This is a genomic window from Streptococcus uberis, assembly GCF_900475595.1.
Lineage (GTDB): Bacteria > Bacillota > Bacilli > Lactobacillales > Streptococcaceae > Streptococcus > Streptococcus uberis.
Genome location: NZ_LS483397.1, coordinates 1,222,275 through 1,246,609, shown reverse-complemented (window position 1 = coordinate 1,246,609; position 24,335 = coordinate 1,222,275). Strand labels below are relative to the sequence as shown.

The following is a 24,335-nucleotide window of genomic DNA, read 5'->3' as shown; positions in this document are numbered from 1 at the left end:
AGTATAGGAAAGAATAGGAAGTATGCGAAAAATTATTATTAATGGTGGGAAACCATTATCTGGTGAAGTTGCCGTATCGGGAGCAAAGAATAGTGTGGTTGCTTTGATACCAGCTATCATATTAGCTGATGATGTTATAACTTTAGATGGGGTTCCTGCAATCAGTGACGTAGATAGTTTGATTGAAATCATGGAAATTATGGGTGCTAAAATTCGTTACGAAAATGAAACTCTTGAAATTGACCCTAAGTCCGTAAAAAGTATTTCAATGCCATACGGTAAAATTAACAGTTTAAGAGCATCCTATTATTTTTATGGAAGTCTATTAGGTCGTTTTGGTAAAGCAACAGTTGGTTTACCTGGTGGATGTGATTTAGGTCCAAGACCTATTGATTTACATTTAAAAGCCTTTGAAGCTATGGGAGCAACGGTATCTTTTGAAGGTGAAAACATGCACCTAGAAGCAACAAATGGACGCTTGCATGGTGCCCATATTTATATGGATACAGTCAGCGTTGGTGCTACCATTAATACAATGTTGGCGGCGGCCAGAGCTGAAGGAAAAACAGTTATTGAAAATGCTGCGAGAGAACCTGAAATCATTGATATTGCAACTTTGTTGAATAATATGGGAGCTCATATCCGTGGCGCAGGTACAGACATGATTACTATTGAAGGGGTTGATAGTCTCCATAGTACTCGTCATCAAGTCATTCCGGATCGTATTGAAGCTGGTACCTATATAGCCCTTGCTGCTGCTGTTGGTCAAGGTGTTCGCATTACGAACGTTCTCTATGAACATTTAGATAGTTTTATTGCGAAGCTTGAAGAGATGGGTGTCCATATGACAGTAGAAGAAGATGCTATTTTTGTTGAAAAACAAGAGCAATTAAAAGCTGTTTCGATTAAAACCTCTCCATACCCAGGCTTTGCCACAGATTTACAACAACCTTTGACGCCATTATTGCTAACTGCCAATGGTCGTGGAACTATTATTGATACGATTTATGAGAAACGTGTTAATCATGTTCCAGAGATGGCTCGTATGGGTGCAAAGATTTCAATAGTTGGTGGAAAAATTGCATATGAAGGTCCAAATCAACTTTCAGGAGCTCAAGTCAAAGCTACTGATTTGAGAGCAGGTGCTGCCTTGGTAACAGCAGGATTGATGGCTGAAGGACGTACTGAAATTAGTAACATAGAATTTATCCTAAGAGGTTATTCTAATATCATTCAAAAATTACAAGCTTTAGGAGCTGACATTCAATTAATTGAAGACTAAAAGAACTGAAAAGTTCTTTTTTTTTATTCCCATTCTCTGAAATAGTCAGATGATTTTAACTATTCAAAAGAAAGTTATCAGATGAATATTGATTATAAAGGCTTTTTTGACAGATTATTTGGCAAATTGAGAATAAAAACATAAAAAGTGTTGACAAGTCATCAGATGAATAGTATTATAAAGATGTAAATGAAACGCTTACAAAATTTCAACTCACTATAAGGAGGTTTCTCTCATGGAGAAAACAATTGATCAACGTGAAGAGGTCATTCAATATAACAGAGCAAAAACATGGCAGCTTGTAATGTTTGCAATGAACAATGCTTCAACAAACTTATATCTATTTACATTTATGTTTGTTACCTATTTCTCAACTGGTGTTTTAGGACTTGCTGCAATTTTTGTTAGTCAATTAATGGGATATATTCGTATTTTTGATGGCTTCATCGATCCAGCAATCGGTATATTAATTGATAAAACAGATACAAAATTCGGTAAATACCGTCCAATTTTGGCACTTGGTAATATCATTACAGCATTCTCATTGATTGCTTTACTTGGTTTAAGTGGCGTAGATAAAGGCATGCGTTTCCCACTATTTATCGCTGTATTGATCATTCATAAAATCGGTTATTCAATGCAACAAACGATTACTAAAGCTGGACAAACAGCTCTTACAAATGATCCTAAACAACGTCCAATTTTCAATATTGTGGATGCAGTAATGACAACTTCACTAATGACTGGTGGTCAATTTGTAGTGTCAGGTTTCTTGGTTCCAAAATTTGGTAACTTCACTCCACAATTCTTCAATGTACTCATTTATGGAACAATTGTTATATCAGCAATCCTTGCTATTGTTGCTATCATTGGTATTTGGGGTAAAGATAGAAAAGAGTTCTTTGGACTTGGAGAAAAAACTCAAAAAACTCGTATGAAAGATTATTGGAAAGTTCTTAAAGGAAACAAACCACTTCAAGTACTTTCAATTGCAGCAGCACTCGTTAAATTTTCGGTTCAATTTTTCGGAGATTCAGTTGTAATGGTTATCTTATTTGGAATTTTATTTGGTAACTACGCACTCTCTGGTCAATTCTCATTATTATATGTTATTCCAGGTGTTTTAATTAACATTGTCTTTTCAAGTATTGCTCGTAAAAAAGGTCTTCGTTTCTCATATGTTAAAGCCTTACAAATTGGTTTGGTCGGTTTATTAGCATTTGGTGTAGTTCTATTTATGGGTGGTAAAGGCGATTTAAGCTTAACTAAACTTAATCTCTATACAATTGCTTTCATCGTAACAAACATTATTGCTCGTTACGCTTCACAAGCACCAGCTAGTTTGGTATTAACAATGGGTGCTGATATTTCTGACTATGAAACTTCTGAATCAGGTCGTTATGTTTCAGGCATGATTGGAACTATCTTCTCATTAACTGACTCAATCGCATCATCATTTGCACCTATGGTAATTGGATTTGTTCTTGCTGGAATTGGTTTCTCAAAAGCTTACCCAACAATTGAAACTCCTCTAACGCCAGAATTGAAAATGGCTTTAATCATCCTTTATGTAGGTATTCCTGTTATTGCTTTATTAACGGCTTTATTCTTGATGAAGTTTTATAAACTTGATCATGCAGAAATGATCCGCATTCAAGAAAAAATCCAAGTCATGAAAGCTGCGGATTCTGACCAACGTGTTAAAGATATTGCTGAAAATGTTCCGTTGACAGATATGGATTATGTGGATGTAACGAAATATCCTGTTAAAAAAGATTAGTTTTATGGAACAGTTGCTCATTGGGTAACTGTTTCTTTTATTAAAGTGATAAAATGGTTAAAAGGAGAAATGTGTGAAAAAGATTATTTCATTAGGCGAAATCTTGTTAAGATTAGCCCCGCCTGAATATCAAACCTTAATTCAAACAAATCGTTTAGAATGTCAGTTTGGTGGCTCTGAACTAAACGTTTTAGCAACATTAGCTCAATTAGGGCATAAAGTTTCATTGATTTCAGCTATTCCTGATAATGATCTAGGTAGAATGACTGAACAATTTTTGTTTTCAAATCAAATTGGTCATGAGGCATTGATTCGCTCGGGTGATCGTCTTGGTTTATATTTTTATCAAAAAGGTTTTTCAATTCGTGCCAGTCGAGTGACATACGATCGTAAATATTCGTCTTTTTGGACGAGTAAATTATCTGATTATGATTTTGAAAATGTGTTCGATGGTGCAGATTGGTTCCATGTCTCTGGGATTACACCAGCTTTAACTCCAGATTTATATGAAATCACTAAATATTTAATGACAGAAGCCAAATCACAAGGCTTACATGTTTCTTTTGATTTGAATTTTAGAGATAGTCTATGGCATTCTTTCCAGGAGGCTCGTGAATACTTGTCGGTTTTAGTTAAATTAGCCGATACTTGTATAGGAATTGAACCTCTAGTTCTACCAGGTAAAAATAAAGACTTGAAAGATGAACTTGGTCTAGAACGTCCATATAAAGATATGGGCTTGTTAAAAAAAGTTGTTGATTTGTTAGCGAAAGAATATGATTTGAAAAATATCGCTTTTACTCAACGTGAAGCAAGTCATACTAATGAATTTCAATTGAAAGCTTATTTGTATCAAGATGGACAATTTTGTCAAACGGAGAAAAATGGTATTCAAGTATTGGATCGTGTCGGTACAGGCGATGCCTTTACGGCTGGTCTTATCCACGGATTAATTGAGGAGAAACCAGCACAAGAAGTACTTGATATTGCAATGACTTGTTTCAAATTTAAACATACGATTGAAGGGGATATCAATTTTATCACTAAACATGATATTGATACCATTATGCATTCGGACTCACACGATATTAAAAGATAAAAGGAGAAATGATGTTATACCCAACTCTTACCAAAACAAGAAGCGTCTATGATTTATGTGGTGTTTGGAACTTCAAACTTGGAGATCATAACCCAGCAGAACTGTTAAGCTCAGAAGAAATAATGGTGGTACCAACATCCTTTAATGATGTTGTCGTCGACAAAGACAAGCGGAATTATATTGGAGATTTCTGGTATGAAAAAATGATTGACATACCACGTGTTTTAGAAGGTGAAGAACTTGTTTTACGTTTTGGCTCTGTAACGCACCATGCTAAAGTCTATGTGAATGGACAATTCTTGGGAGAGCATAAGGGAGGTTTCACTCCGTTTGAAATGCTTGTGCCAGAAGCATTATACAAAGAAAATACCTGTAAGATTTCTGTATGTGCAAATAATGTTCTGGATTACACAACTCTTCCGGTAGGGAATTATAGCGAAGAAGAACAAGAAGATGGTAGTGTCAAAAAGGTAGTTAAAGAGAATTTTGATTTCTTTAATTATGCGGGCATTCACCGCCCTGTAAAACTGATTGTTCGTCCCAAAAATCACATTTCTGATATTACTATTACTTCTGAACTTAATCAAGATTTAACTGAAGCTACTATTAAAGTTGCACTGGAAACCAGTGGGAAGATTGACAAATTTCAGATAACCATCTTTGATGAAGATATGCAGCTTGTAGCAACTTCTGATACAGAAAGTCTCACCATTCCAAACGTCCATTTATGGGAAGTTTTAGATGCCTACCTTTATACTGTTAGAGTAGAAACATTTGTGGCTGATAAACTCCTTGATACTTATGAAGAACCTTATGGTATTAGAACTGTGGAAGTTAAAGATGCCCAGTTTCTAGTAAACAAGAAACCCGTCTATTTCAAAGGATTTGGTAAACATGAAGATACCTTTATAAATGGCCGTGGATTAAATGAAGCTGCTAACTTAATGGATTTAAACCTTCTTAAGGATATTGGCGCAAATTCCTTCCGGACCTCACATTATCCATATTCTGAAGAAATGATGCGTTTGGCAGATCGAATGGGAATTCTTGTCATTGATGAAATACCGGCTGTTGGCTTATTCCAAAATTTCACAGCGTCGCTGGATTTAAGTGGAAAAGATAATGGCACTTGGTCAAAAATGGCAACCCAAGAAGCTCATGAGCTTGCTATTATAGAACTCGTAAAAAGGGATAAAAACCATGCCTGTGTTGTTATGTGGGTGGTTGCTAACGAGCCTGCCAGCCATGAAGAGGGTGCGCATGAGTATTTCGAGCCACTCATTCAACGTTATCGTGATCTTGATCCTCAAAATCGACCAGTTACCTTGGTTAATATCATGATGGCTACTCCTGAAAAAGACAAAGTCATGGATTTGGTTGATGTGATTTGTTTAAATCGTTACTATGGATGGTATATTGATCATGGTGATCTTAAAAAAGGGGAAGAGGGGCTTCGCAAAGAGCTTTTAGCTTGGCAAGAAAAATTTCCAGAAAAGCCTATCTTAATGACGGAATATGGAGCAGACACCTTGCCGGGTCTCCATTCAAATTGGGATATCCCTTATACGGAGGAATTTCAATGTGATTTCTATGATATGAGTCACCGTGTCTTTGATGAGATTCCAAACCTTGTTGGTGAACAAGTATGGAATTTTGCTGATTTTGAAACCAATCTTATGATATTACGAGTACAAGGCAATCATAAAGGTCTCTATACTCGTGGAAGACAACCCAAACAAGTTGTTAGACAATTTAAAAAACGTTGGAAAGCTATTCCTAACTATCATTCTAAGAAAAAATAGTGTACAATAAAGACAATTTTAATGATGGAAGAGGTAGTATCAGATGGCAAGACCATTAGTTGAAAAAACAGCTGAAAGATTATTACAGCTTATTTTAGAACGTGACTATCCCATTGGAGCTAAACTTCCTAATGAGTATGAATTAGCTGAAGATTTAGAAGTGGGACGAAGTACCATTAGAGAGGCAGTTAGAAGTTTAGCTGCTCGCAATATATTAGAAGTCAGACAAGGGTCTGGAACTTATATCAGTTCTAAAAAAGGGGTTGCAGAAGACCCATTTGGCTTTGCCTTTGTCAAAGATAGAGTAAAGTTAACAACAGATCTATTTGAAGTGCGCTATTTACTAGAACCTAGAATAGCTGAACGAGCGGCCCAATTTGCTAAGGATGAGGATATCAAAAAGCTAGAAGAAGTTGTTGCTGCTATTGAAAAGGCTGTTGAAGCAAATGATCCTATTCATTTGGAATTGGATGTTACCTTTCATAGTATGATTGCAGAGATGAGTGGAAATATAGCTGTGACTAGTCTGATACCAGTCATCAATCAATCCATACAGATTATTAACGAAGATTACACAAATCGTCAGATGAAACAAACCAGTATTGAAGCTCACCGAAATATTTTAAAAGCCATTCAATCACGACACCCAATTGCAGCGTATGACAGTATGATGGCCCATATCCTCACGGTCAGACAAACGGTTTTAAACGATTGGTTTGATAAAAAGATTGACATTCAAGGTCTACCAAATCCAAAAATCGAAAAGTAAAAAGAAAATTAAAAATCAGGATTTCCTGATTTTTTTTACTTTTTAAATAAAATCCTTGACAATTCATCAGATGACTTTTATAATGATAAATAAGATAACGGTTTCAAAAAAGGAGGAACTTATGTTAGACCAGTTAAAAGAAAATTATTTTTTCGCTGTTGTTCGTGGTAAATCAGTTGAAGATGCCATTGAAATCTCTAAACATGCTATTTTAGGTGGTATTCGTAATATAGAAATTACGTTTTCAACTCCAGACGCTGCAAAAGTGATTCAAAAATTATCAGATGACTTTAAAAACGACCCTAGTGTTGTGATTGGTGCAGGAACAGTAATGACGACTGATTTAGCTCAAGAAGCAATTGATGCTGGAGCTAAGTTCCTCGTGAGCCCACACTTTGATGAAGCTATTGCAACTTTAGCTTTAGATCACGAAAACCTTTATTTCCCTGGATGTGCGACTGCCACAGAAGTGGTACGAGCCATGAAGAGTGGTTGTCAAATCATCAAACTTTTCCCAGGAGGAATCGTTGGACCAGGTTTTATCAAAGATATTCATGGTCCTATTCCTGAAGTGAATTTAATGCCTTCAGGAGGTGTTTCTGTTGATAATGTTGCTGATTGGAAAAAAGCTGGTGCAGTAGCAGTCGGTGTTGGATCAGCTTTAGCAAGTAAAGTAAGCAGTGATGGCTATGAAAGTGTTACAGCCGTTGCTAAATCATTTGTAGAAGCAGTTAACAAATAAGGAGGTCATCATGACTTTTAACGATAAGAACTTTATGTTAAAAAATCAAGCTGCTAAACAACTATACACAGCTGTTCAAGATCAACCCATTTTTGATTATCATTGTCATTTAGATCCAAAAGAGATTTTTGAAGATAAGGTTTTTGAGAACATTGTTGATTTATGGCTTGGTGGCGACCATTACAAGTGGCGTCTGATGCGTGCAAATGGCATTTCTGAAGAAGAAATTACAGGCTCTGCTTCCCAGTTAGATAAATTTAAAGCATTCGCAAGAACACTCCAACGGTCATATGGCAACCCCGTTTACCATTGGTCAGCTATGGAATTAAAAAATGTTTTTGGTATCGAAGAAGTTTTAACAGAAGAAAATGCTGAAGAGATTTACAATCGTTTGAACACTTATTTACTTGAAAATAAGGTTAGCCCTCGCAAATTAATTGCAGATAGCAAGGTAACTTTTATTGGGACAACAGACCATCCTTTAGATACATTGGAATGGCATCAAAAGCTTGCAGAAGATAAAAGTTTTGAAACCATTGTTGCTCCTACTTTCAGACCTGATGAAGCCTTTATTGAACACCACAATTTTAAAGGTTTCTTAGATAAGTTATCTCAAGCAACTGGAAAAGAAATGACTGAATTTAAAGACTTCATTTCTGCTATGGAAGATCGTATTGCTTACTTTGCTGAAAATGGCTGTAAAGCAAGTGATATTAGTTTCACTGAAATTGTCTTTGAAGCAGCCGAAGAATCTGAACTAAATGAATTATTAGCCAAGGTAAAAGATGGCTACAAACCAAATGCTCTAGAAGTGAAACAATGGCAAACAGCAGTATTCGCGGAGCTTTGCCAACTATATAAAAAATATGGTTTTGTAACACAGGTTCACTTCGGTGCCCTTCGTAATAATCATTCCAAACTTTATCAAAAATTGGGAGCAGATGTGGGAATTGATTCACTTGGTGATCAAACAGCACTAACTTCAAATATGAACAAACTACTAGACAATCTTGTTCAAAAAGATGCTCTTCCAAAAATGATTTGGTATAACTTGAACCCAAGTTACAACATTGCAGTTGCCAATACCTTAGCTAACTTCCAAGCAAATGATGAGGGCGTAAAATCTTATCTACAATTTGGAGCTGGCTGGTGGTTCGCTGATACCAAATTAGGTATGATCAGCCAAATGAATGCTTTAGCAGAACAAGGAATGTTAGCTAATTTTGTCGGTATGTTAACAGACTCTAGAAGTTTCTTATCATATCAACGTCATGATTATTTCAGAAGAATTCTTTGTACATACCTCGGTCAATGGATTGAGGAAGGAGAAGTTCCTGAAGATTATGATGCCTTAGGTCATATGGCTAAGGATATTGCCTACCATAATGCTGTAAATTATTTTAAACATGAATAACTAAAAGGAGAGAAATACAATGGAAATGTCATTTAGATGGTACGGGGAAGATGATCCCGTTACTTTAGAAAATATTCGTCAAATCCCAACAATGAAAGGGATTGTCACTGCAATTTATGATGTACCAGTTGGTGAAGTTTGGCCTCGTGAACGCATTCAACAATTAAAAGAAACTGTTGAAGCTTCTGGTCTTAAAATTTCAGTTATTGAATCAGTTCCTGTTCATGAAGACATCAAACTTGGTCGCCCAACTCGTGATGTTTTGATTGATAATTATATCCAAACAATTAAAAACCTTGCTGCTGAAGGCATTGATACTATCTGTTACAACTTCATGCCAGTATTTGATTGGACACGAACAGATTTGGCTTATGAATATCCAGATGGCTCAACAGCTTTAATCTTCGATGAAGAAGTTTCTAAAAAAATGGATCCAGTAAATGGTGAACTGTCCTTACCAGGTTGGGATTCAAGCTATACCAAAGAAGAAATGCGTGCTATTATGGATGCTTATGCTGAAGTTGATGAAGAAAAACTTTGGGAACATTTAGAATACTTTATCAAACGTATTATCCCTGAAGCTGAGGCAGTTGGCGTGAAAATGGCAATCCATCCTGATGATCCCCCTTATTCAATTTTTGGTTTACCTCGTATCATCACTGGTTTAGATTCAGTTGAGCGTTTCGTTAACTTATACGACAGTAAGAGCAATGGGATTACACTTTGTGTTGGGTCATACGCATCAGATCCAAAAAATGATGTTCTAGAAATTTCACGTCGTGCTTTTGAACTTGATCGTGTTAACTTTGTGCATGCGCGTAATATCAAACTAGGTGAAGGCAAATCATTTAAGGAGTCTGCTCACCCATCAGAATATGGTTCCATCGATATGTACGAAGTCATCAAACTCTGCCATGAGTTTGGTTTTGAAGGGGCTATCCGTCCTGACCATGGTCGCATGATTTGGGGTGAAACTGGTCGTCCTGGGTATGGTTTATATGACCGTGCTCTAGGTGCTACTTATTTATCTGGGCTTTACGAAGCTGTTGTTAAGGCAGCAAAATAATGGCATCTTTAGGTGATGATAAGCCAGTACTCAATCTCCTTATGAAAGCTTATTTTCCCTATAATAGATAATCCTAAAAGTAGTTGTTTGAAAAAATCTCAAATGAGAGTTGAAAGATGAGGTAATAAAATGTCAAGAGTTATTGAATTTACAGACAAAGTTGTTGTTGTTACAGGTGCAGGTGGGGTCCTTTGTGGTTATATGGCAAAAGAATTTGCCAAAGCTGGCGCAAAAGTCGCTTTACTAGACTTAAATCAAGAAGCAGCACAGAAATTCGTTGACGAAATTGCTGCCGCTGGTGGAACTGCCAAAGCTTACAAAGCAAATGTGTTGTCAAAAGAAAATCTTGAAGAAGTTCGTCAAGCAGTCTTAAAAGATTTTGGTCCAACTGATATTCTTGTTAATGGTGCTGGAGGGAACAGTCCTAAAGCAACAACAGACAATGAGTTCCATGAATTAGATTTACCAGCAGAAACAAAAAGCTTCTTTGACTTAGATGAAGCAGGTATTAGTTTTGTTTTCAATTTAAACTATCTTGGAACACTTCTTCCAACTCAAGTTTTTGCACAAGATATGATTGGCCGTAAAGGGGCAAATATCATTAACATTTCATCAATGAATGCTTTCACACCTCTTACAAAGATTCCAGCATATTCTGGAGCAAAAGCTGCTATTAGTAATTTCACACAATGGCTAGCTGTTCATTTCTCCAAAGTTGGTATTCGTTGTAACGCTATCGCACCAGGTTTCTTGGTAACAAACCAAAACCGTGGCTTACTCTTCTCAGAAGATGGCCAACCGACAGCGCGTGCTGAAAAAATCCTTAACAACACACCAATGGGGCGTTTTGGAGAAGCAGAAGAATTAATTGGTGGCTTATTCTTCTTAGCTGATGAACAATCAGCAAGCTTCGTCAATGGTGTTGTTCTCCCTATCGATGGTGGATTTGCAGCATACTCAGGTGTATAAGGATTATAGTTCCTTATTGATTTAACATATACCACTTAGCATTTGTTGTTAGGTGGTTTTTCTAAAGAAAGGTTAGCCATGACAAAACAATTTACTTTGAAAACAGAAAACTTAACAAAATTGAGAGATATTAATCCCTTACTTGTTTCTTACAATGTGGAATTTGCTGAAGTAACTGGTGGAACCTTCTGGAAAGCTTATTCTGACAAACAAATTACCGGTGAGGAAGAATTCTACGTTGAGCCTTCCGATCAAGGCATTGCTGCAATGTATAAAGATTTAATGCAAGTATATAATCCTATTGATTTGTATGATGAAAAGCTCCGCTACTTAGCCAAAGAATTAGGGGAAGCTTGGGTTAGAGTTTCTGGAACATGGTCTACAAAAACATACTATGATTTCGACGGGACTACAAATGGACAGGTACCTGAAGGTTACCTGAATGTCCTAACAAAAGACCAATGGATTGGTGTTTTGGACTTCGTCAAAGCCGTAGGTGGACGCTTGAAAATCTCAATGGCAAACTGTCCAGGTCTTCACTCCGCTGAAGAACCATGGCATCCTGCAGAAGCTGAAAAGATTTTCTCATTCAGTCAAGCATATGGCGTACCAATCGAATCAGTGGAGTTTGCTAATGAACCTAACATGCTAGAAGATACAGGTTTCCCAGAAGGCTATACTGCAGCACATTACCGTCGTGACCATGATCTCTTTTTCAAATGGTTGGATGCCAACTATCCTGACTGCCTGAAAGTAGGACCATCAACAACAGGTGGTGATAATATCGTCTTTGGTAAAGGTAATGAACAAGGTACAGGTGGAGTAGAACAGGTTGCACGTCACGTTGTTAATTGTGCAGACTTAGTTGAAGGGACTGAAGTGCCATTAGATGTCTTTTCATATCATTATTATAACGGTGTTTCAGAACGTTTAGCTTCTGTTATGCCAAGTGCTCACTGGTCAGCTGAAGAAGCTTTATCTGAGGATTATTTAGCTGTCTCATCAAATTTCTGTAAAACTTACCTTCCACTACGAGATAAATATGTTCCTGGAGCAGAAATGTGGGTAACAGAATCAGGTGATGCAGGTGGAGGAGGGAATACTTGGGCTTCCACATTCCTAGATGTTCCTCGAACTTTAAATGAATTGGGAACTTTTGCAAGTTTAACAGATGGTGTTATTTTCCATAACACTTTAGCATCTTCTGATTATGGATACCTTGCTCGCCAAGTCTTTGATCCTCGACCAAACTATTTTGCAGTCTTATTGTGGAATCGTTTAATGGGACAAGAAGTTTTTGACAGTGAAATTGCCATTGAAGAAGGGGCACACATATTTGCACATTCTCGAAAAGATGGTAAAGAAGGTAAAGTGTATTTAGCTATCAATAATTCAGAAACTACTGAAACTGTACTAAATTTACCACAAGATGCAACTCTATATCTTCTACAAGGTGAAAATCAAGAAAAACGAGCTCGTCGTATGACCTTGAATGGAACAGTTCTCGAACTAGATGAGAATAATCGACTTCCAGAATTAAAGGGAAAGCTGATTGAAGCAGGGGATTTGACATTGCCTCCGGTATCGTGTGCCTTCATTGTCATCTAAAATCCAAGCTGAAAGGTCATATGACTTTTCGGCTTTTTTAAATTGCATTTTGAGTTTGACAGCGATTTCATGCTGTGATATAATAAATTCATCAGATGACTTACAAGTAAATATGGAGGTATGATCAGGATGATAACAGATGAATTTGTATTTTGTGTGGATTCAGACGGCTGTGCCATGGATACTATGACCTATAAACATCAGCTCTTTTTTGGACCACTTGCTGTAGAAGTCTTTCACATAGAAGATAAGGAATCTTTTTTAAAAGAATGGGATAGGGTAAATCTCTTTTCCAAAACGCGTGGGGTCAACCGATTTGTCGGTCTCCTCATGGGTCTGGAATTCGCAAAACATGCTCCTATCGAAGCCTTTAAAGATTGGGTTGAGAACACATCATCCTTATCAAATGCTTCCCTTGAAAAAGCTATTGCAGACAATCCAAGTGAAGATTTAAAAAAAGCATTGGAATGGTCCAATCTCGTTAATAGCCATATCAAAGATTATGAAGGTGAAGCTTTAGCTTTCCCTGGGACAGTTGAAGGATTGGATGCACTACATGAACTCGGAAAAGTTTTCGTTGTAAGTTCTGCAAATAAGGAAGCGGTTGAAGAAGAATGGAATGACCAGGGGCTTATGTCACACATCGATGACCTCTATTGTCAAGACCGTGGTAAAAAAGAGGATGTCATTGCCTCACTTATTCTTCAAGGCTATGCCCCAGAAAAAATCATGATGATTGGTGACTCGCCAGGTGATCTGGCTGCAGCTCAACAAAATGGTGTTGCCTTTTACCCAATCTTGGTTGGAGACGAAGCAAAGTCTTGGGAAGAATTAGCTAATAGTGTCGGTAAGGCCTTTGTTGAAGGAAACTTTACTGAAGAAAACCAAGAGCAAGTCATTGCTCAATTCTGGCATAACTTAGAAAACTAAAAGAGAGGAAAATCAGATGACACATTTAGTAGATTTGACTAAAAAACCATTTAATCTCGATCAAGAAGCTATTGATTGGGTTGAACAAACGATAAGTGAGATGACACTGGACGAAAAAATTGGGCAACTATTTTTTAATATGGGAGCAAGTCGTTCAGAAGAATACCTTACACAAGTTTTGAATGATTACCATATTGCAGCTGTCCGTTATAACAAAGGACCGGCAAGTGACATTTATGACCAAAACTTTATTCTACAAACCAAATCTAAATGGCCAATGATTATTGCTGCTAATACTGAATCTGGTGGTGATGGTGCAGTAACTGATGGCACAATGGTTGGTGACGAAATTAAAATTGCAGCAACAAATGATTCCAAATATGCTTATGAAATGGGACGTATTGCAGGGATTGAGGCTTCAGCTGTGGGTTGTAACGCTTCATTTGCTCCGATTGTAGATATTACCCGAAACTGGAGAAATCCCATTATCGCTAACCGTACTTGGGGTTCAAATGTAGACCAAATTATTGACCTTTCGAAACAATATATGAAAGGCATTATGGAACATAATATTATGCCATTTGCTAAGCACTTCCCAGGTGACGGTATTGATGAAAGAGACCATCATTTATCATTTGCTTCAAACCCAATGGGCAAAGAAGAATGGATGTCCACATTTGGCCGTATCTATGGCGAATTGATTGAAGCTGGACTTCCAGGTATTATGGCAGGACATATTCACCTCCCAAATGTAGAAAAAGAAATGCATCCTGATCGTGAACTTGATGACATGTTACCAGCTTCATTGAATAAAACATTGTTGGATGAATTACTCCGTGGAGAACTTGGTTATAATGGAGCTATTGTTACTGACGCATCCCATATGGTTGCGATGACCGCATCAATGCCACGTCGTGAAATGCTACCAACTGCTATAGAAGCTGGGTGTGACCTATTCTTATTCTTTAATGACCCTGAAGAAGATTTACAATGGATGAAAGAAGGTTATGAAAATGGTATCCTTTCTGACGAACGTTTACATGATGCCCTTCGTCGTTCATTAGGACTTCGTGCAAAATTAGGCCTTCACAAATTTGAAGGTCATCGTGAAGACTTATTCTTACCAAAAGAAGAAGCTATGGCACTTATTAATACTGATGAAGCTAAAGCTGTTTCTGATGAAGTAGCAGATAAAGCAATCACACTTGTAAAAGACAAACAAAAAGATATCTTCCCAGTGACACCGGAACGTTACAAACGCATCTTAATTGTAAATGTTGAAGGTCACAAAGGTGGCTTTGGTGCAATGATTGCAGGAAATAAAAAGCGTGCATCAGATCATGTAAAAGAACTTTTAGAAGCTCGTGGTCATGAAGTAACCGTCTGGGAATCAACGGAAGAACGTATTATGAAATTACCAGAAGAGGAACGAGCTGCAGCTTTTGCTAATGTCTATGCACAAAAGCAACCTATTTCAAACCTAACTGATAACTATGACCTGATCATTAATCTTGTTGACGTTAACTCAGGTGGTACAGTTCAACGAATCGTTTGGCCAGCAGCTAAAGGTACTCCAGATCAACCATTTTATGTTCATGAGATTCCATCTATTGTTGTATCTGTTCAACATGCATTTGCTTTAGCAGATATGCCTCAAACAGGAACTTATATAAACGCTTATGATGGTAAACCTAATACCATGGAAGCTTTAGTTAAGAAATTGGCTGGTGAGTCTGAATTTACAGGTGTTTCATCAGTGGATGCTTTCTGTGGATTGATTGACACACAGATTTGGAGACAACGTTAATTCACATATTTGAAAGGATAGGATATGCCTACTTTAGTTAATTTAAAAGAAAAACCTTATAATTTAAGTGATAGTCAAATCGCCTGGGTTGAAGAAACATTGGCTGACTTATCTGTCGAAGAAAAAATAGGTCAATTATTTGTTAACTTATTTTTCTTTGGTGAAGATGCTTTTTCTGGAAATAGCCTAACAAATAAAGAAATACTTGAAAAATATCATATCGGTGGTGCGCGTTACATGAATGGTACCCCTGAGGAAGTTCAAGGTTTACTTAATGAATTACAAACTCACTCCAAAGTGCCCTTACTTGTTGCTGCAAACTGTGATTCAGGCGGTGATGGTGCAGTAAAAGGAGGAACTTATATTTCTTCTGGAGCACAATCTGAGGCTAGTCGCGACACATGGGCACCTTATCATGCAGGATTAGTCTCTGCGCGTGAGGCAAGTGCTCTAGGTGTTAATGTTAACTTTGATCCATGTGTGGATATATTGGAAAATTGGCGTAATACTATTGTTAATACACGTGCTTATGGAACTAATGCTGATGATGTTATCAAATACACAACAGCATACTTAGAAGGCTTGACAGCTGAACGTGAGATGATCCAATGTATCAAACATTTCCCTGGAGATGGTACAGAAGAACGTGACCAACATTTAGTTTTAGGGGTAAACGAATTATCACCTGACCGTTGGGACGACAGTTTTGGACGAGTTTACAAAAATCACATTGAAAACGGTGTTGAAATGATTATGGCTGGACATATTGCTCTACCATATTATCAACAAAAATTAGACCCTTCTCTAAAAGATGAGGATATATTACCTGCAACATTAGCTCCTGAACTAATAAATGGTTTGCTTAAAAATAATCTTAATTTCAATGGATTGGTGATTACAGATGCGAGCCATATGTTAGGTATGACATCAGCAATGCGACGTGAAGATTATGTCCCTCAAGCTATCGCCGCTGGATGTGATATGTTCTTATTCTTCAACAATATGGAAGAAGATTATAACTTTATGCTCAATGGTTATAAAAATGGTGTAATTACCGAAGAACGTTTACAAGATGCAGTACGTCGTATCCTGGGATTAAAAGCTAAGTTAAACTTACATGAAAAACAAGCTCAAAAAACATTATTAAAAGATCCTTCTGAATTGTCAATTATCGGGTGTGAGGAACATTTAAGATGGCAAAAAGAAGCTGCTAAGCGTAGCTTGACGCTTCTAAAAGATACTCAAGGAAATCTTCCAATCAGTCCTCAAACGCATAAACGCATCCGCCTTTATTACCTAGAAGGTGAAAAAGGAGGTATTCATGCAGCTGACGACACTGTTTTAGAAAGTATCAAAACAGCTCTTGAGCGTCGTGGATATGAGGTTGAGATTAATGATGGTACCACTCGTGTTAAAGGTGCAACATTGAAATATCGTGAGTCTGTGGATTTAGCCTTGACAGTTGCTAATGTTGTGGGATATGGTGCCCAAAACAATTACCGTATCCAATGGAAAACAGCAATGTCAAATGAGGTACCTTGGTACGTCCATGAAGTCCCAACTGTATTTGTTTCGTTGAACTATACAACACACTTACATGATGCAACAATGGTTAAAACAGCTATTAATGCTTATCACTATAATGCAAATACGATTGAAACGTTGTTAGATGCTTTAGAGGGTAAAGAAAACTTTAATGGTCAACCAAATGATTTGGTATGGGCTAATAAGTGGCAAGCGAAGTTATAAGTTGATTAAGTCTAGGCCTATGCCTAGGCTTTTTATGTCAAATTAATACAGTTTAAGATTGCTATCAATCTGTTATAGAAGAATTTCCATTAATTTGGTATAATAAGCTAATATTAGGCAAAAATAAAGGTGAAGTTAATGGATTTTTGGACACAATTAGCTCGTTATTCTTTTTATGAGACAGAGAGGTTAACCTTAAGACCACCTAGCTTTTCTGATGCAAAAGCATTCTATGATATAGCTTCTGACAAGGATAACCTTCATTTTGTTTTTCCACGTGTTATTAGTCAAGAAGAAAGCGATTATCTGCTAACCCATTCTTTTTTGAAAAAACCTTTGGGTGTTTGGGCAATTTCAGATAAATCTAGTCACACCCTACTAGGTTTTATTAAGTTAGAAAAGATTGACACACAAAAGAAAGAAGCTGAATTGGCTTATTTTTTGGACAATCACTATCGTTGTCAAGGTATGATGACAGAAGTGGTGAAAAATATTGTTTTTCTTGCTTTTAAAGAGTTAGGTTTAAAAAGCTTAATCATTTTAACGCATCTGGAAAATCAGGCAAGTCAAAAAGTGGCTGAAAAGGCGGGATTCACTTTTATTGAACAGTTTAAAGGTAGTGATCGTTATACACGAAAAATGCGCTATTACAAAAAATATCAACTTAATATAGGTGACTATCATGAGTAAACATCAGGAAATCTTAGAATATTTAGAAAAACTTGCCATTGGGAAAAGAGTCAGTGTTAGAAGTATATCGAACCATCTAAATGTGAGTGATGGAACAGCTTATCGTGCCATAAAAGAGGCTGAAAATAGAGGTATTGTTGAAACAAAACCGAGAAGTGGGACGGTTCGCGTTGAACGTAAAAGCCGTGTTAGAATTGATAAACTCACTTATACAGAAATTGCCAGAATCAGTGATTCAGAAGTTGTAGCAGGTAAGACAGGTCTGGGACATGAATTTAGCAAGTTCTCAATTGGGGCAATGACTGAAAAAAATATCATGAAGTACCTTGTAAAAGGTGGGTTATTGATTGTTGGTGATAGAGAAGAAATCCAACTTTTAGCCTTGGAAAATCATAATGCTATCCTAGTGACTGGTGGCTTTCCTATTTCAGCAAAAGTCATTAAAACAGCTGATCACTTAGGAATTCCAGTTATGGTGACGCAATATGATACCTTTACAGTCGCAACCATGATCAACCATGCCCTCTTGAATTTCAGAATTAAAACAGATTTGAAAACTGTTGAAAAAGTGATGATTCCTATTGAAGACTATGGTTTTCTTTTTGAGGACATGACTATCGAGGATTTTAATCAGTTGGTCAAAAACAAAAGACATGTTCGCTTTCCTATTCTTTCAAGAGAAAACTGCGTCTTAGGCGTCGTTAGTATGCGTGATGTTGTTGATAAGCAGCCAGATACTGCCCTGATAGAAGTGATGTCTAATAATCCCATTACAGCCCATCCGAATACTAGTTTAGCTAATATCAGTCAAAAAATGATTTTTGAGGATTTAAACATGTTGCCTGTGGTTGATGAGGACAAAAAAGTTTTGGGAGTTATTACACGTCGCTTAGCAATGGAACACCTTCAAAATAGTCAAAAAAACAATCGTAATACGTTTAGCGAACAAATACTATCTGACTTATATGAATACCACCATTATTTCCAATTACTCGTGGAACCTAACATGATTGATACTACAGGAAATCTTGCTCAAGGTGTCATTTCTGAAATCCTTAAAGAAATTACCTTAAAAGTCTTTTCACGAAAATACCAAAAAAATATCATTATCGAGCAAATGATGATATACTTTTTACATGCTGCCCAAATTGACGATCAACTTAAAATTTACCCTAAAATCATTACTGAAAATCGTAAGAGTGGAACTCTAGATTTTGAGATTTATGTCGATGACCATGTGGTGGCAAAAGCAATAGTTACAAGTAAAATTAATTAGAAATATTAGGAGAAAATAATCGATGATAACATTAAAATCTGCACGCGAAATTGAAGCCATGGATATTGCTGGAGACTTTTTAGCTAGCATTCACATTGGTTTGCGTCAGATGATTAAACCAGGTTTAGACATGTGGGAAGTTGAGGAATATGTCCGTAGACGTTGTAAAGAAGAGAATGTTTTACCGCTTCAGATTGGTGTAGATGGCCACCTTATGGATTACCCTTATGCAACTTGTTGTTCATTAAATGATGAAGTAGCACATGCTTTTCCTAGACACTACATTCTAAAAGATGGAGATCTTTTAAAAGTAGATATGGTCTTAAGCATGCCTTTAGACAAATCTTATGTTGATGTTTCAAAATTGGATTTCAATAATGTTGCAGAAATGAAAAAATGGACAGAACCTTATCAAGGTGGCTTAGCTGATTCGTGCTGGGCTTACGCGGTTGGAACACCATCACAAGAAGTTCAAGATTTGATGGACGTGACGAAAGAAGCCATGTATCTTGGAATTGAAAAAGCGCAAGTTGGCAATCGCATTGGCGATATTGGTGCTGCCATTCAAGATTACGCTGAGAGTCGTGGTTATGGAGTAGTTAGAGATTTAGTGGGTCATGGTGTTGGACCAACGATGCATGAAGAACCAATGGTTCCAAATTATGGGACTGCTGGTCGTGGTTTGCGATTAAAAGAAGGAATGGTTCTAACCATTGAACCAATGATTAACACTGGAACTTGGAAAATTGATACGGATATGAAGACGGGATGGGCTCACAAAACCTTGGACGGTGGCTTATCCTGTCAATACGAACACCAATTTGTCATCACTAAAGACGGACCTGTTATCCTAACAAGTCAGGGAGAAGAAAGAACGTACTAATATGGAAAAAAAGAAAAACCTTTTGGCTAGGTTAATAGATAAGTGGCAATATGAACCGGTTCAAGCATTTATGAGACACTTTGTCAGTGCGGAAATGGATTTGTCTTCTATTGCGGTTGCTTATTATCTAATTTTAACGGTTTTTCCTTTAATCATTATTGCAGCAAATATCTTCCCTTACTTAAATATTGATATTAGTGATTTATTATCCTTGATGAAACAAAGTTTACCAGTGGATATTTATAAACCAGCTGCTGCCGTAGTAACAAACATCTTTTCAAAGCCGGCTGGTGGTATTTTGGGAATGGCAACGGTGGCAGGTCTTTGGACCATGTCTCGAAGTTTAACTTCCCTTCAAAAAGCCGTCAATAAAGCATATGGTGTTTCTGAGCATCGTGATTTTTTAGTCAGTCACATTATCGGACTTTTCATTAGTGTTTTTATTCTATTTTTGCTGACTTTTGTATTAATCTTTTCCACCTTCTCAAAAGCAACCATTCAACTTCTAGATAGGCATTATCATTTAAGTGACAATGTTACCTCGCTCTTTTTACTCTTAATACAACCGACAACCATAGTTATCATTTTTTCTGGTATCATGGTGCTCTACTTTTTACTACCCAATGTTAAAATTCGTAAAATACGATATATTTTACCTGGAACCATTTTCACGGCTTTTGTCATGACTTTTATGAGCAATATGATTGCTAATTATGTTGTTCATAATGTTGAAAGAATGGTCGATATCAAGGCCTTCGGTTCAATAATGATTTTTATCATCATGTTATGGTTCATTTTTTTGGCAAGGATTTTGATTTTTGGTGCTATTTGCAATGCGACCTATCAAGAGTTAGATCAAGGAAAATTAGTGGGACGTAGAGGAAACGTTGCTTCTATCATGGAAAGACTCTTTGGGAAACATAGCAAAAAGAATGACAAGACAAAATAACCTTATCTTTGGATAAGGTTTTTTCGTATAGTTTTCATAAAAATCTTATGTTAAAATAATAACAATTGATAAAGGAGACAAGATGAAACTGCAAATAAATACTGGGCCACTAAAAGGAACGGTTACTGTTCCAGGGGACAAATCGATCAGCCATAGAGCCCTTATTTTTGGTTCAATAGCAGAAGGAAAGACTGAAATCAAAGGATTATTAAAGAGTCAAGATGTGCAAAGGACATTAGTCGCTTTACGGCATCTTGGCGTTACTATTGAGGAAAGTGACCAGAAAGTCATTATCCAAGGTAAAGGTTTTTCGGGGCTGACAGCTCCAGACTCACCATTGGATATGGGAAATTCGGGGACTTCTTTACGCTTATTAGCAGGGCTCTTATCAGGCCAAGATTTCCCTGTACAGTTTTTTGGCGATGCTAGCTTATCCCAAAGACCTATGGACCGCATTGTCATCCCGTTAAGGGAAATGGGAGCAAGAGTAGAAGGCCAAGGCCAAAAACACTTACCCCCAATCACTGTTTTGGGAAGTTCTCAGCTAACTGCTATTAACTATCAGATGCCTCTAGCTTCTGCTCAAGTAAAATCCGCCATTCTCTTAGCTGCATTACAGACCAAAGGTCAGACACAGGTATTTGAAAAGGCAGTAACACGTAATCATACGGAAGTCATGATTAAACAATTTGGCGGAGAGATTTTCCAATCCGGTAAAGAAATTCGAATCATTGGTCCACAGACTTTGAAAGGGCAGAGCCTAACGATTCCAGGGGATATTTCAAGTGCAGCCTTTTGGATTGTCGCAGCTTTAATCATACCTGGCTCCGCTATTAGCATTAAAAATGTAGGGATTAATCCAACACGAACTGGAATAATTGACCTAGTCAAAAAAATGGGTGGAGCTATTGAGTTGACTGATAGGGATGACATCAATCAATCTGCCACCATTCATGTTTCCTATTCCAAGTTAAAAGGTACTAGAATTGCTGGAGAAATGATTCCAAGACTTATTGATGAGTTACCCATCATTGCTTTACTTGCAACACAGGCTGAAGGGACAACCGTAGTCCAAGATGCTCAAGAGTTAAGGGTCAAAGAAACAGATCGTATCCAGGTTGTCACATCACTCTTACGCAAAATGGGAGCAGATATTGAAGAAAAAACAGATGGATTTGTGATTAAAGGTAAGACAGAACTCCATTCTTGTCAAGCAGATGCTTTTTTAGATCATCGTATTGGCATGATGGTGGCTATTGCTGCTTTGTTGGTTAAAACGGGAGAAATGATTCTTAATGGGGAGGAAGCTATCCAAACCAGTTACCCTCAATTTTTCAAAGATTTAGAAAGCTTACAACATGACTAAAGTATTACTAGGATTTATGGGAGCAGGTAAAACAACTATCGGTTCCTATTTGGATGACAATTTTTTAGATATGGATATTATCCTTGAGCAACGTCTTGGTATGTCCATATCAGATTTTTTTGCAGAAAAAGGCGAGGACGCTTTTAGACAATTGGAATCAGACTTATTGGAAGAATTAATGTCCTTAGAAGGTGATTATATTATCTCAACCGGAGGTGGTGTCGTCATCAGTGAAAAAAATAGAGCATTGTTGCGAAAAAATCGCAAAAATAATATCTTACTTTCTGCTTCCTTTGATGTCTTGTATGACCGTATTGAAAAGGATACTGTTTTTCAAAGGCCATTATTTTTAAACAATTCAAAGGAGGATTTTCATGGCATCTTTGAACGTCGTATGATGCTTTATGAAGGATTATCGGATCTGATTATTAATGTAGATCATCGAACACCTCAAGAAATTGTTCGCATTATTAAAAGCATTTAATCATCAAGTCAGTTTTTCCCTTTTTTGAAAAATGTTAAGAAAGCATTAATAATCAACTAAAATTAAGATTTTTTAAGACATTCTAAAAAGATTTAGCTATAATAATAGCATTAAGTGTGATAGAATAGATAGTATTATGATACTAAAAAGTTGGAAAACGTTATGACAAGAGATGGAAAAGGTGGCCTTAGTCACCATGAAGAATTACGCTATTTTTATTTATTGCGTCATTTGACACTGTTAACGGAAAATGAAAAAAGGGAATATCGCTATTTAAAAGCTAAGATGGACTCGCAACAAAACACAAGTTGGGCAGGTCAGACTTCTCAGCAATTTGAACATAGTTCACAAAACAATTCTCTTCAAACTAATGATTATCATCAAGAGAGTTCTCCTCTAGAAGACTATCCCAATTCACAAGCAAAAGAAAGTTATACAGGAGGATTGCCTCTTTACCCGGTCAGTGAAAAACCGAAAAGAAGTGGGGGCTATTCCAGAAAAAATCGCCATTCTTCAGCACATGCTCGCCAGGAGGTAATTGCTGATTCTTCTCAAGGGGCTGGTTTTTATCAGCCAGAAAATGATTGGCAGCCAGTTTCACCAAAGAAACCAAAAAAATCAAAAAAGAAAGCATTTAAAAAGGCTTTTAAAGTTCTTTTGGTATTGCTGACACTATGTTTGATTGGTGCAATAGGAATGTTTATTAAGGGTTACTTTGATGTATCTACCAATACAAAGAACTATAAGCCAGCAGTTTCTGAGCCTTTTAATGGGGTTGACACTAAAAATGGAACTAATATTTTGGTTCTTGGTTCTGATAAACGGGTGACTCAAACATCTGAAGATGCCCGAACTGACACGATCATGGTGGTCAATATTGGGAACAAAGATAAGAAAGTCAAGATGGTTAGCTTCATGCGAGATACCTTGGTGAATATTCCCGACTATAGTTATAATGACTACAGTTATGATTTGAAATTAAATGCTTCCTTTAGTTTGGGTGAACAAGAGAACCATCATGGTGCAGAATTTGTTCGTAAAGTCTTAAAACATAACTTTGATATTGACATAAAATACTATGTAATGGTAGACTTTGAGACTTTTGCTGAAGCCATTGATACCCTCTTTCCTAATGGTGTTAAGATTGATGCCAAATTTGCTACAATTGATGGAGAAGCCGTTGATTCTGTCGACGTACCTGATGACTTGCGGATGAAAGATGGCGTTGTACCAGATCAGACTATTAAAGTGGGTGAACAGCAAATGGACGGTCGTACGCTGTTAAATTACGCTCGTTTCCGTAAAGATGATCAAGGGGATTATGGTCGTACCGTTAGACAGCAACAAGTTATGGCTGCCGTCATGTCTCAAATCAAAGATCCCACAAAACTATTTACAGGTTCAGCAGCTATCGGGAAAATATATGCTTTAACATCAACCAATCTTTCCTTCCCAGTTGTCCTTCAAAAAGGACTTTCGACCATGACTGGTGGAAAAGGCGTTGAACATGTTACAATTCCTGAAAATGGTGATTGGCTAGATGAATATGATATGTATGGCGGTCAAGCCCTGTATATTGATTTTGCCAAATATCAGAAATCTCTCGCTAAAATGGGATTACGTTAAAATGTGGTATAATGAAGAGTAACCTAGGTTGCTCTTTTTTAGTG

General features: G+C 37.0%; 20 protein-coding genes. All 20 read left to right on the top strand.

The genetic code is table 11. From position 1 onward, the window contains the following. Window positions 1-22: 22 nt before the first annotated feature. The 20 genes from DQM95_RS06500 (at window position 23) to DQM95_RS06405 (ending at window position 24,291) form a co-directional block, all read left to right on the top strand. Window positions 23-1,282: a UDP-N-acetylglucosamine 1-carboxyvinyltransferase gene (locus tag DQM95_RS06500; protein ID WP_046390309.1), complete on the top strand. Its 1,260-nt coding sequence runs from the start codon at window positions 23-25 to the stop codon at window positions 1,280-1,282. A gap of 235 nt (window positions 1,283-1,517) precedes the next feature. Further along, entirely contained in the window at window positions 1,518-3,062 is a 1,545-nt protein-coding gene (locus DQM95_RS06495) for an MFS transporter (protein ID WP_037591838.1), read from the top strand. 73 nt (window positions 3,063-3,135) lie between these two features. Beyond that, the gene (locus DQM95_RS06490) at window positions 3,136-4,161 is read left to right on the top strand and encodes a sugar kinase (RefSeq protein WP_012658687.1); all 1,026 of its coding nucleotides are present in this window, start codon (window positions 3,136-3,138) and stop codon (window positions 4,159-4,161) included. An 11-nt stretch (window positions 4,162-4,172) separates the two neighbouring features. Further along, window positions 4,173-5,963, top strand: coding sequence for a beta-glucuronidase (gene uidA / locus DQM95_RS06485; RefSeq protein WP_037591840.1), 1,791 nt, complete (start codon window positions 4,173-4,175; stop codon window positions 5,961-5,963). Between the two features lie 43 nt (window positions 5,964-6,006). After that, window positions 6,007-6,732 (top strand): FadR/GntR family transcriptional regulator, encoded by a 726-nt coding sequence (locus DQM95_RS06480; protein ID WP_037591841.1) that lies wholly within the window; start codon window positions 6,007-6,009, stop codon window positions 6,730-6,732. 121 nt (window positions 6,733-6,853) lie between these two features. Continuing rightward, complete coding sequence (locus DQM95_RS06475; protein ID WP_012658684.1) at window positions 6,854-7,474, top strand: bifunctional 4-hydroxy-2-oxoglutarate aldolase/2-dehydro-3-deoxy-phosphogluconate aldolase; 621 nt, start codon at window positions 6,854-6,856, stop codon at window positions 7,472-7,474. Window positions 7,475-7,484: 10 nt separating this feature from the next. After that, complete coding sequence (gene uxaC / locus DQM95_RS06470) at window positions 7,485-8,888, top strand: glucuronate isomerase (protein ID WP_037591842.1); 1,404 nt, start codon at window positions 7,485-7,487, stop codon at window positions 8,886-8,888. A gap of 19 nt (window positions 8,889-8,907) precedes the next feature. Further along, complete coding sequence (gene uxuA, locus DQM95_RS06465; RefSeq protein WP_037591845.1) at window positions 8,908-9,954, top strand: mannonate dehydratase; 1,047 nt, start codon at window positions 8,908-8,910, stop codon at window positions 9,952-9,954. Window positions 9,955-10,083: 129 nt separating this feature from the next. Continuing rightward, window positions 10,084-10,923: an SDR family oxidoreductase gene (locus DQM95_RS06460; protein ID WP_037591848.1), complete on the top strand. Its 840-nt coding sequence runs from the start codon at window positions 10,084-10,086 to the stop codon at window positions 10,921-10,923. Between the two features lie 78 nt (window positions 10,924-11,001). Next, window positions 11,002-12,531, top strand: coding sequence for a hypothetical protein (locus DQM95_RS06455; RefSeq protein WP_037591850.1), 1,530 nt, complete (start codon window positions 11,002-11,004; stop codon window positions 12,529-12,531). Between the two features lie 129 nt (window positions 12,532-12,660). After that, a complete protein-coding gene (locus DQM95_RS06450; protein ID WP_037591852.1) occupies window positions 12,661-13,461 on the top strand; it encodes an HAD family hydrolase in 801 nt (266 codons plus the stop codon). Window positions 13,462-13,477: 16 nt separating this feature from the next. Next, complete coding sequence (locus DQM95_RS06445) at window positions 13,478-15,268, top strand: glycoside hydrolase family 3 protein (RefSeq protein WP_037591854.1); 1,791 nt, start codon at window positions 13,478-13,480, stop codon at window positions 15,266-15,268. Between the two features lie 24 nt (window positions 15,269-15,292). After that, on the top strand, window positions 15,293-17,017 hold the full coding sequence (locus DQM95_RS06440) for a glycoside hydrolase family 3 protein (protein WP_012658677.1): 1,725 nt from the start codon (window positions 15,293-15,295) through the stop codon (window positions 17,015-17,017). Window positions 17,018-17,155: 138 nt separating this feature from the next. Beyond that, window positions 17,156-17,707: a GNAT family N-acetyltransferase gene (locus DQM95_RS06435; protein ID WP_037591857.1), complete on the top strand. Its 552-nt coding sequence runs from the start codon at window positions 17,156-17,158 to the stop codon at window positions 17,705-17,707. Then, the gene (spxR, locus tag DQM95_RS06430; protein ID WP_037591860.1) at window positions 17,700-18,983 is read left to right on the top strand and encodes a CBS-HotDog domain-containing transcription factor SpxR; all 1,284 of its coding nucleotides are present in this window, start codon (window positions 17,700-17,702) and stop codon (window positions 18,981-18,983) included. The genes DQM95_RS06435 and spxR overlap by 8 nt, the downstream gene beginning before the upstream one ends. 22 nt (window positions 18,984-19,005) lie before the next feature. Next, window positions 19,006-19,866, top strand: a complete 861-nt coding sequence (locus tag DQM95_RS06425) for a methionyl aminopeptidase (RefSeq protein WP_037591861.1) — start codon at window positions 19,006-19,008, stop codon at window positions 19,864-19,866. A gap of 1 nt (window position 19,867) precedes the next feature. Next, on the top strand, window positions 19,868-20,815 hold the full coding sequence (locus tag DQM95_RS06420) for a YihY/virulence factor BrkB family protein (protein ID WP_037591863.1): 948 nt from the start codon (window positions 19,868-19,870) through the stop codon (window positions 20,813-20,815). Window positions 20,816-20,897: 82 nt separating this feature from the next. Next, the gene (aroA, locus tag DQM95_RS06415) at window positions 20,898-22,181 is read left to right on the top strand and encodes a 3-phosphoshikimate 1-carboxyvinyltransferase (RefSeq protein WP_111685976.1); all 1,284 of its coding nucleotides are present in this window, start codon (window positions 20,898-20,900) and stop codon (window positions 22,179-22,181) included. After that, on the top strand, window positions 22,174-22,665 hold the full coding sequence (locus DQM95_RS06410) for a shikimate kinase (protein ID WP_012658671.1): 492 nt from the start codon (window positions 22,174-22,176) through the stop codon (window positions 22,663-22,665). The genes aroA and DQM95_RS06410 overlap by 8 nt, the downstream gene beginning before the upstream one ends. A gap of 162 nt (window positions 22,666-22,827) precedes the next feature. Next, entirely contained in the window at window positions 22,828-24,291 is a 1,464-nt protein-coding gene (locus tag DQM95_RS06405) for an LCP family protein (protein WP_037591866.1), read from the top strand. The last annotated feature ends 44 nt before the right edge of the window (window positions 24,292-24,335 follow it).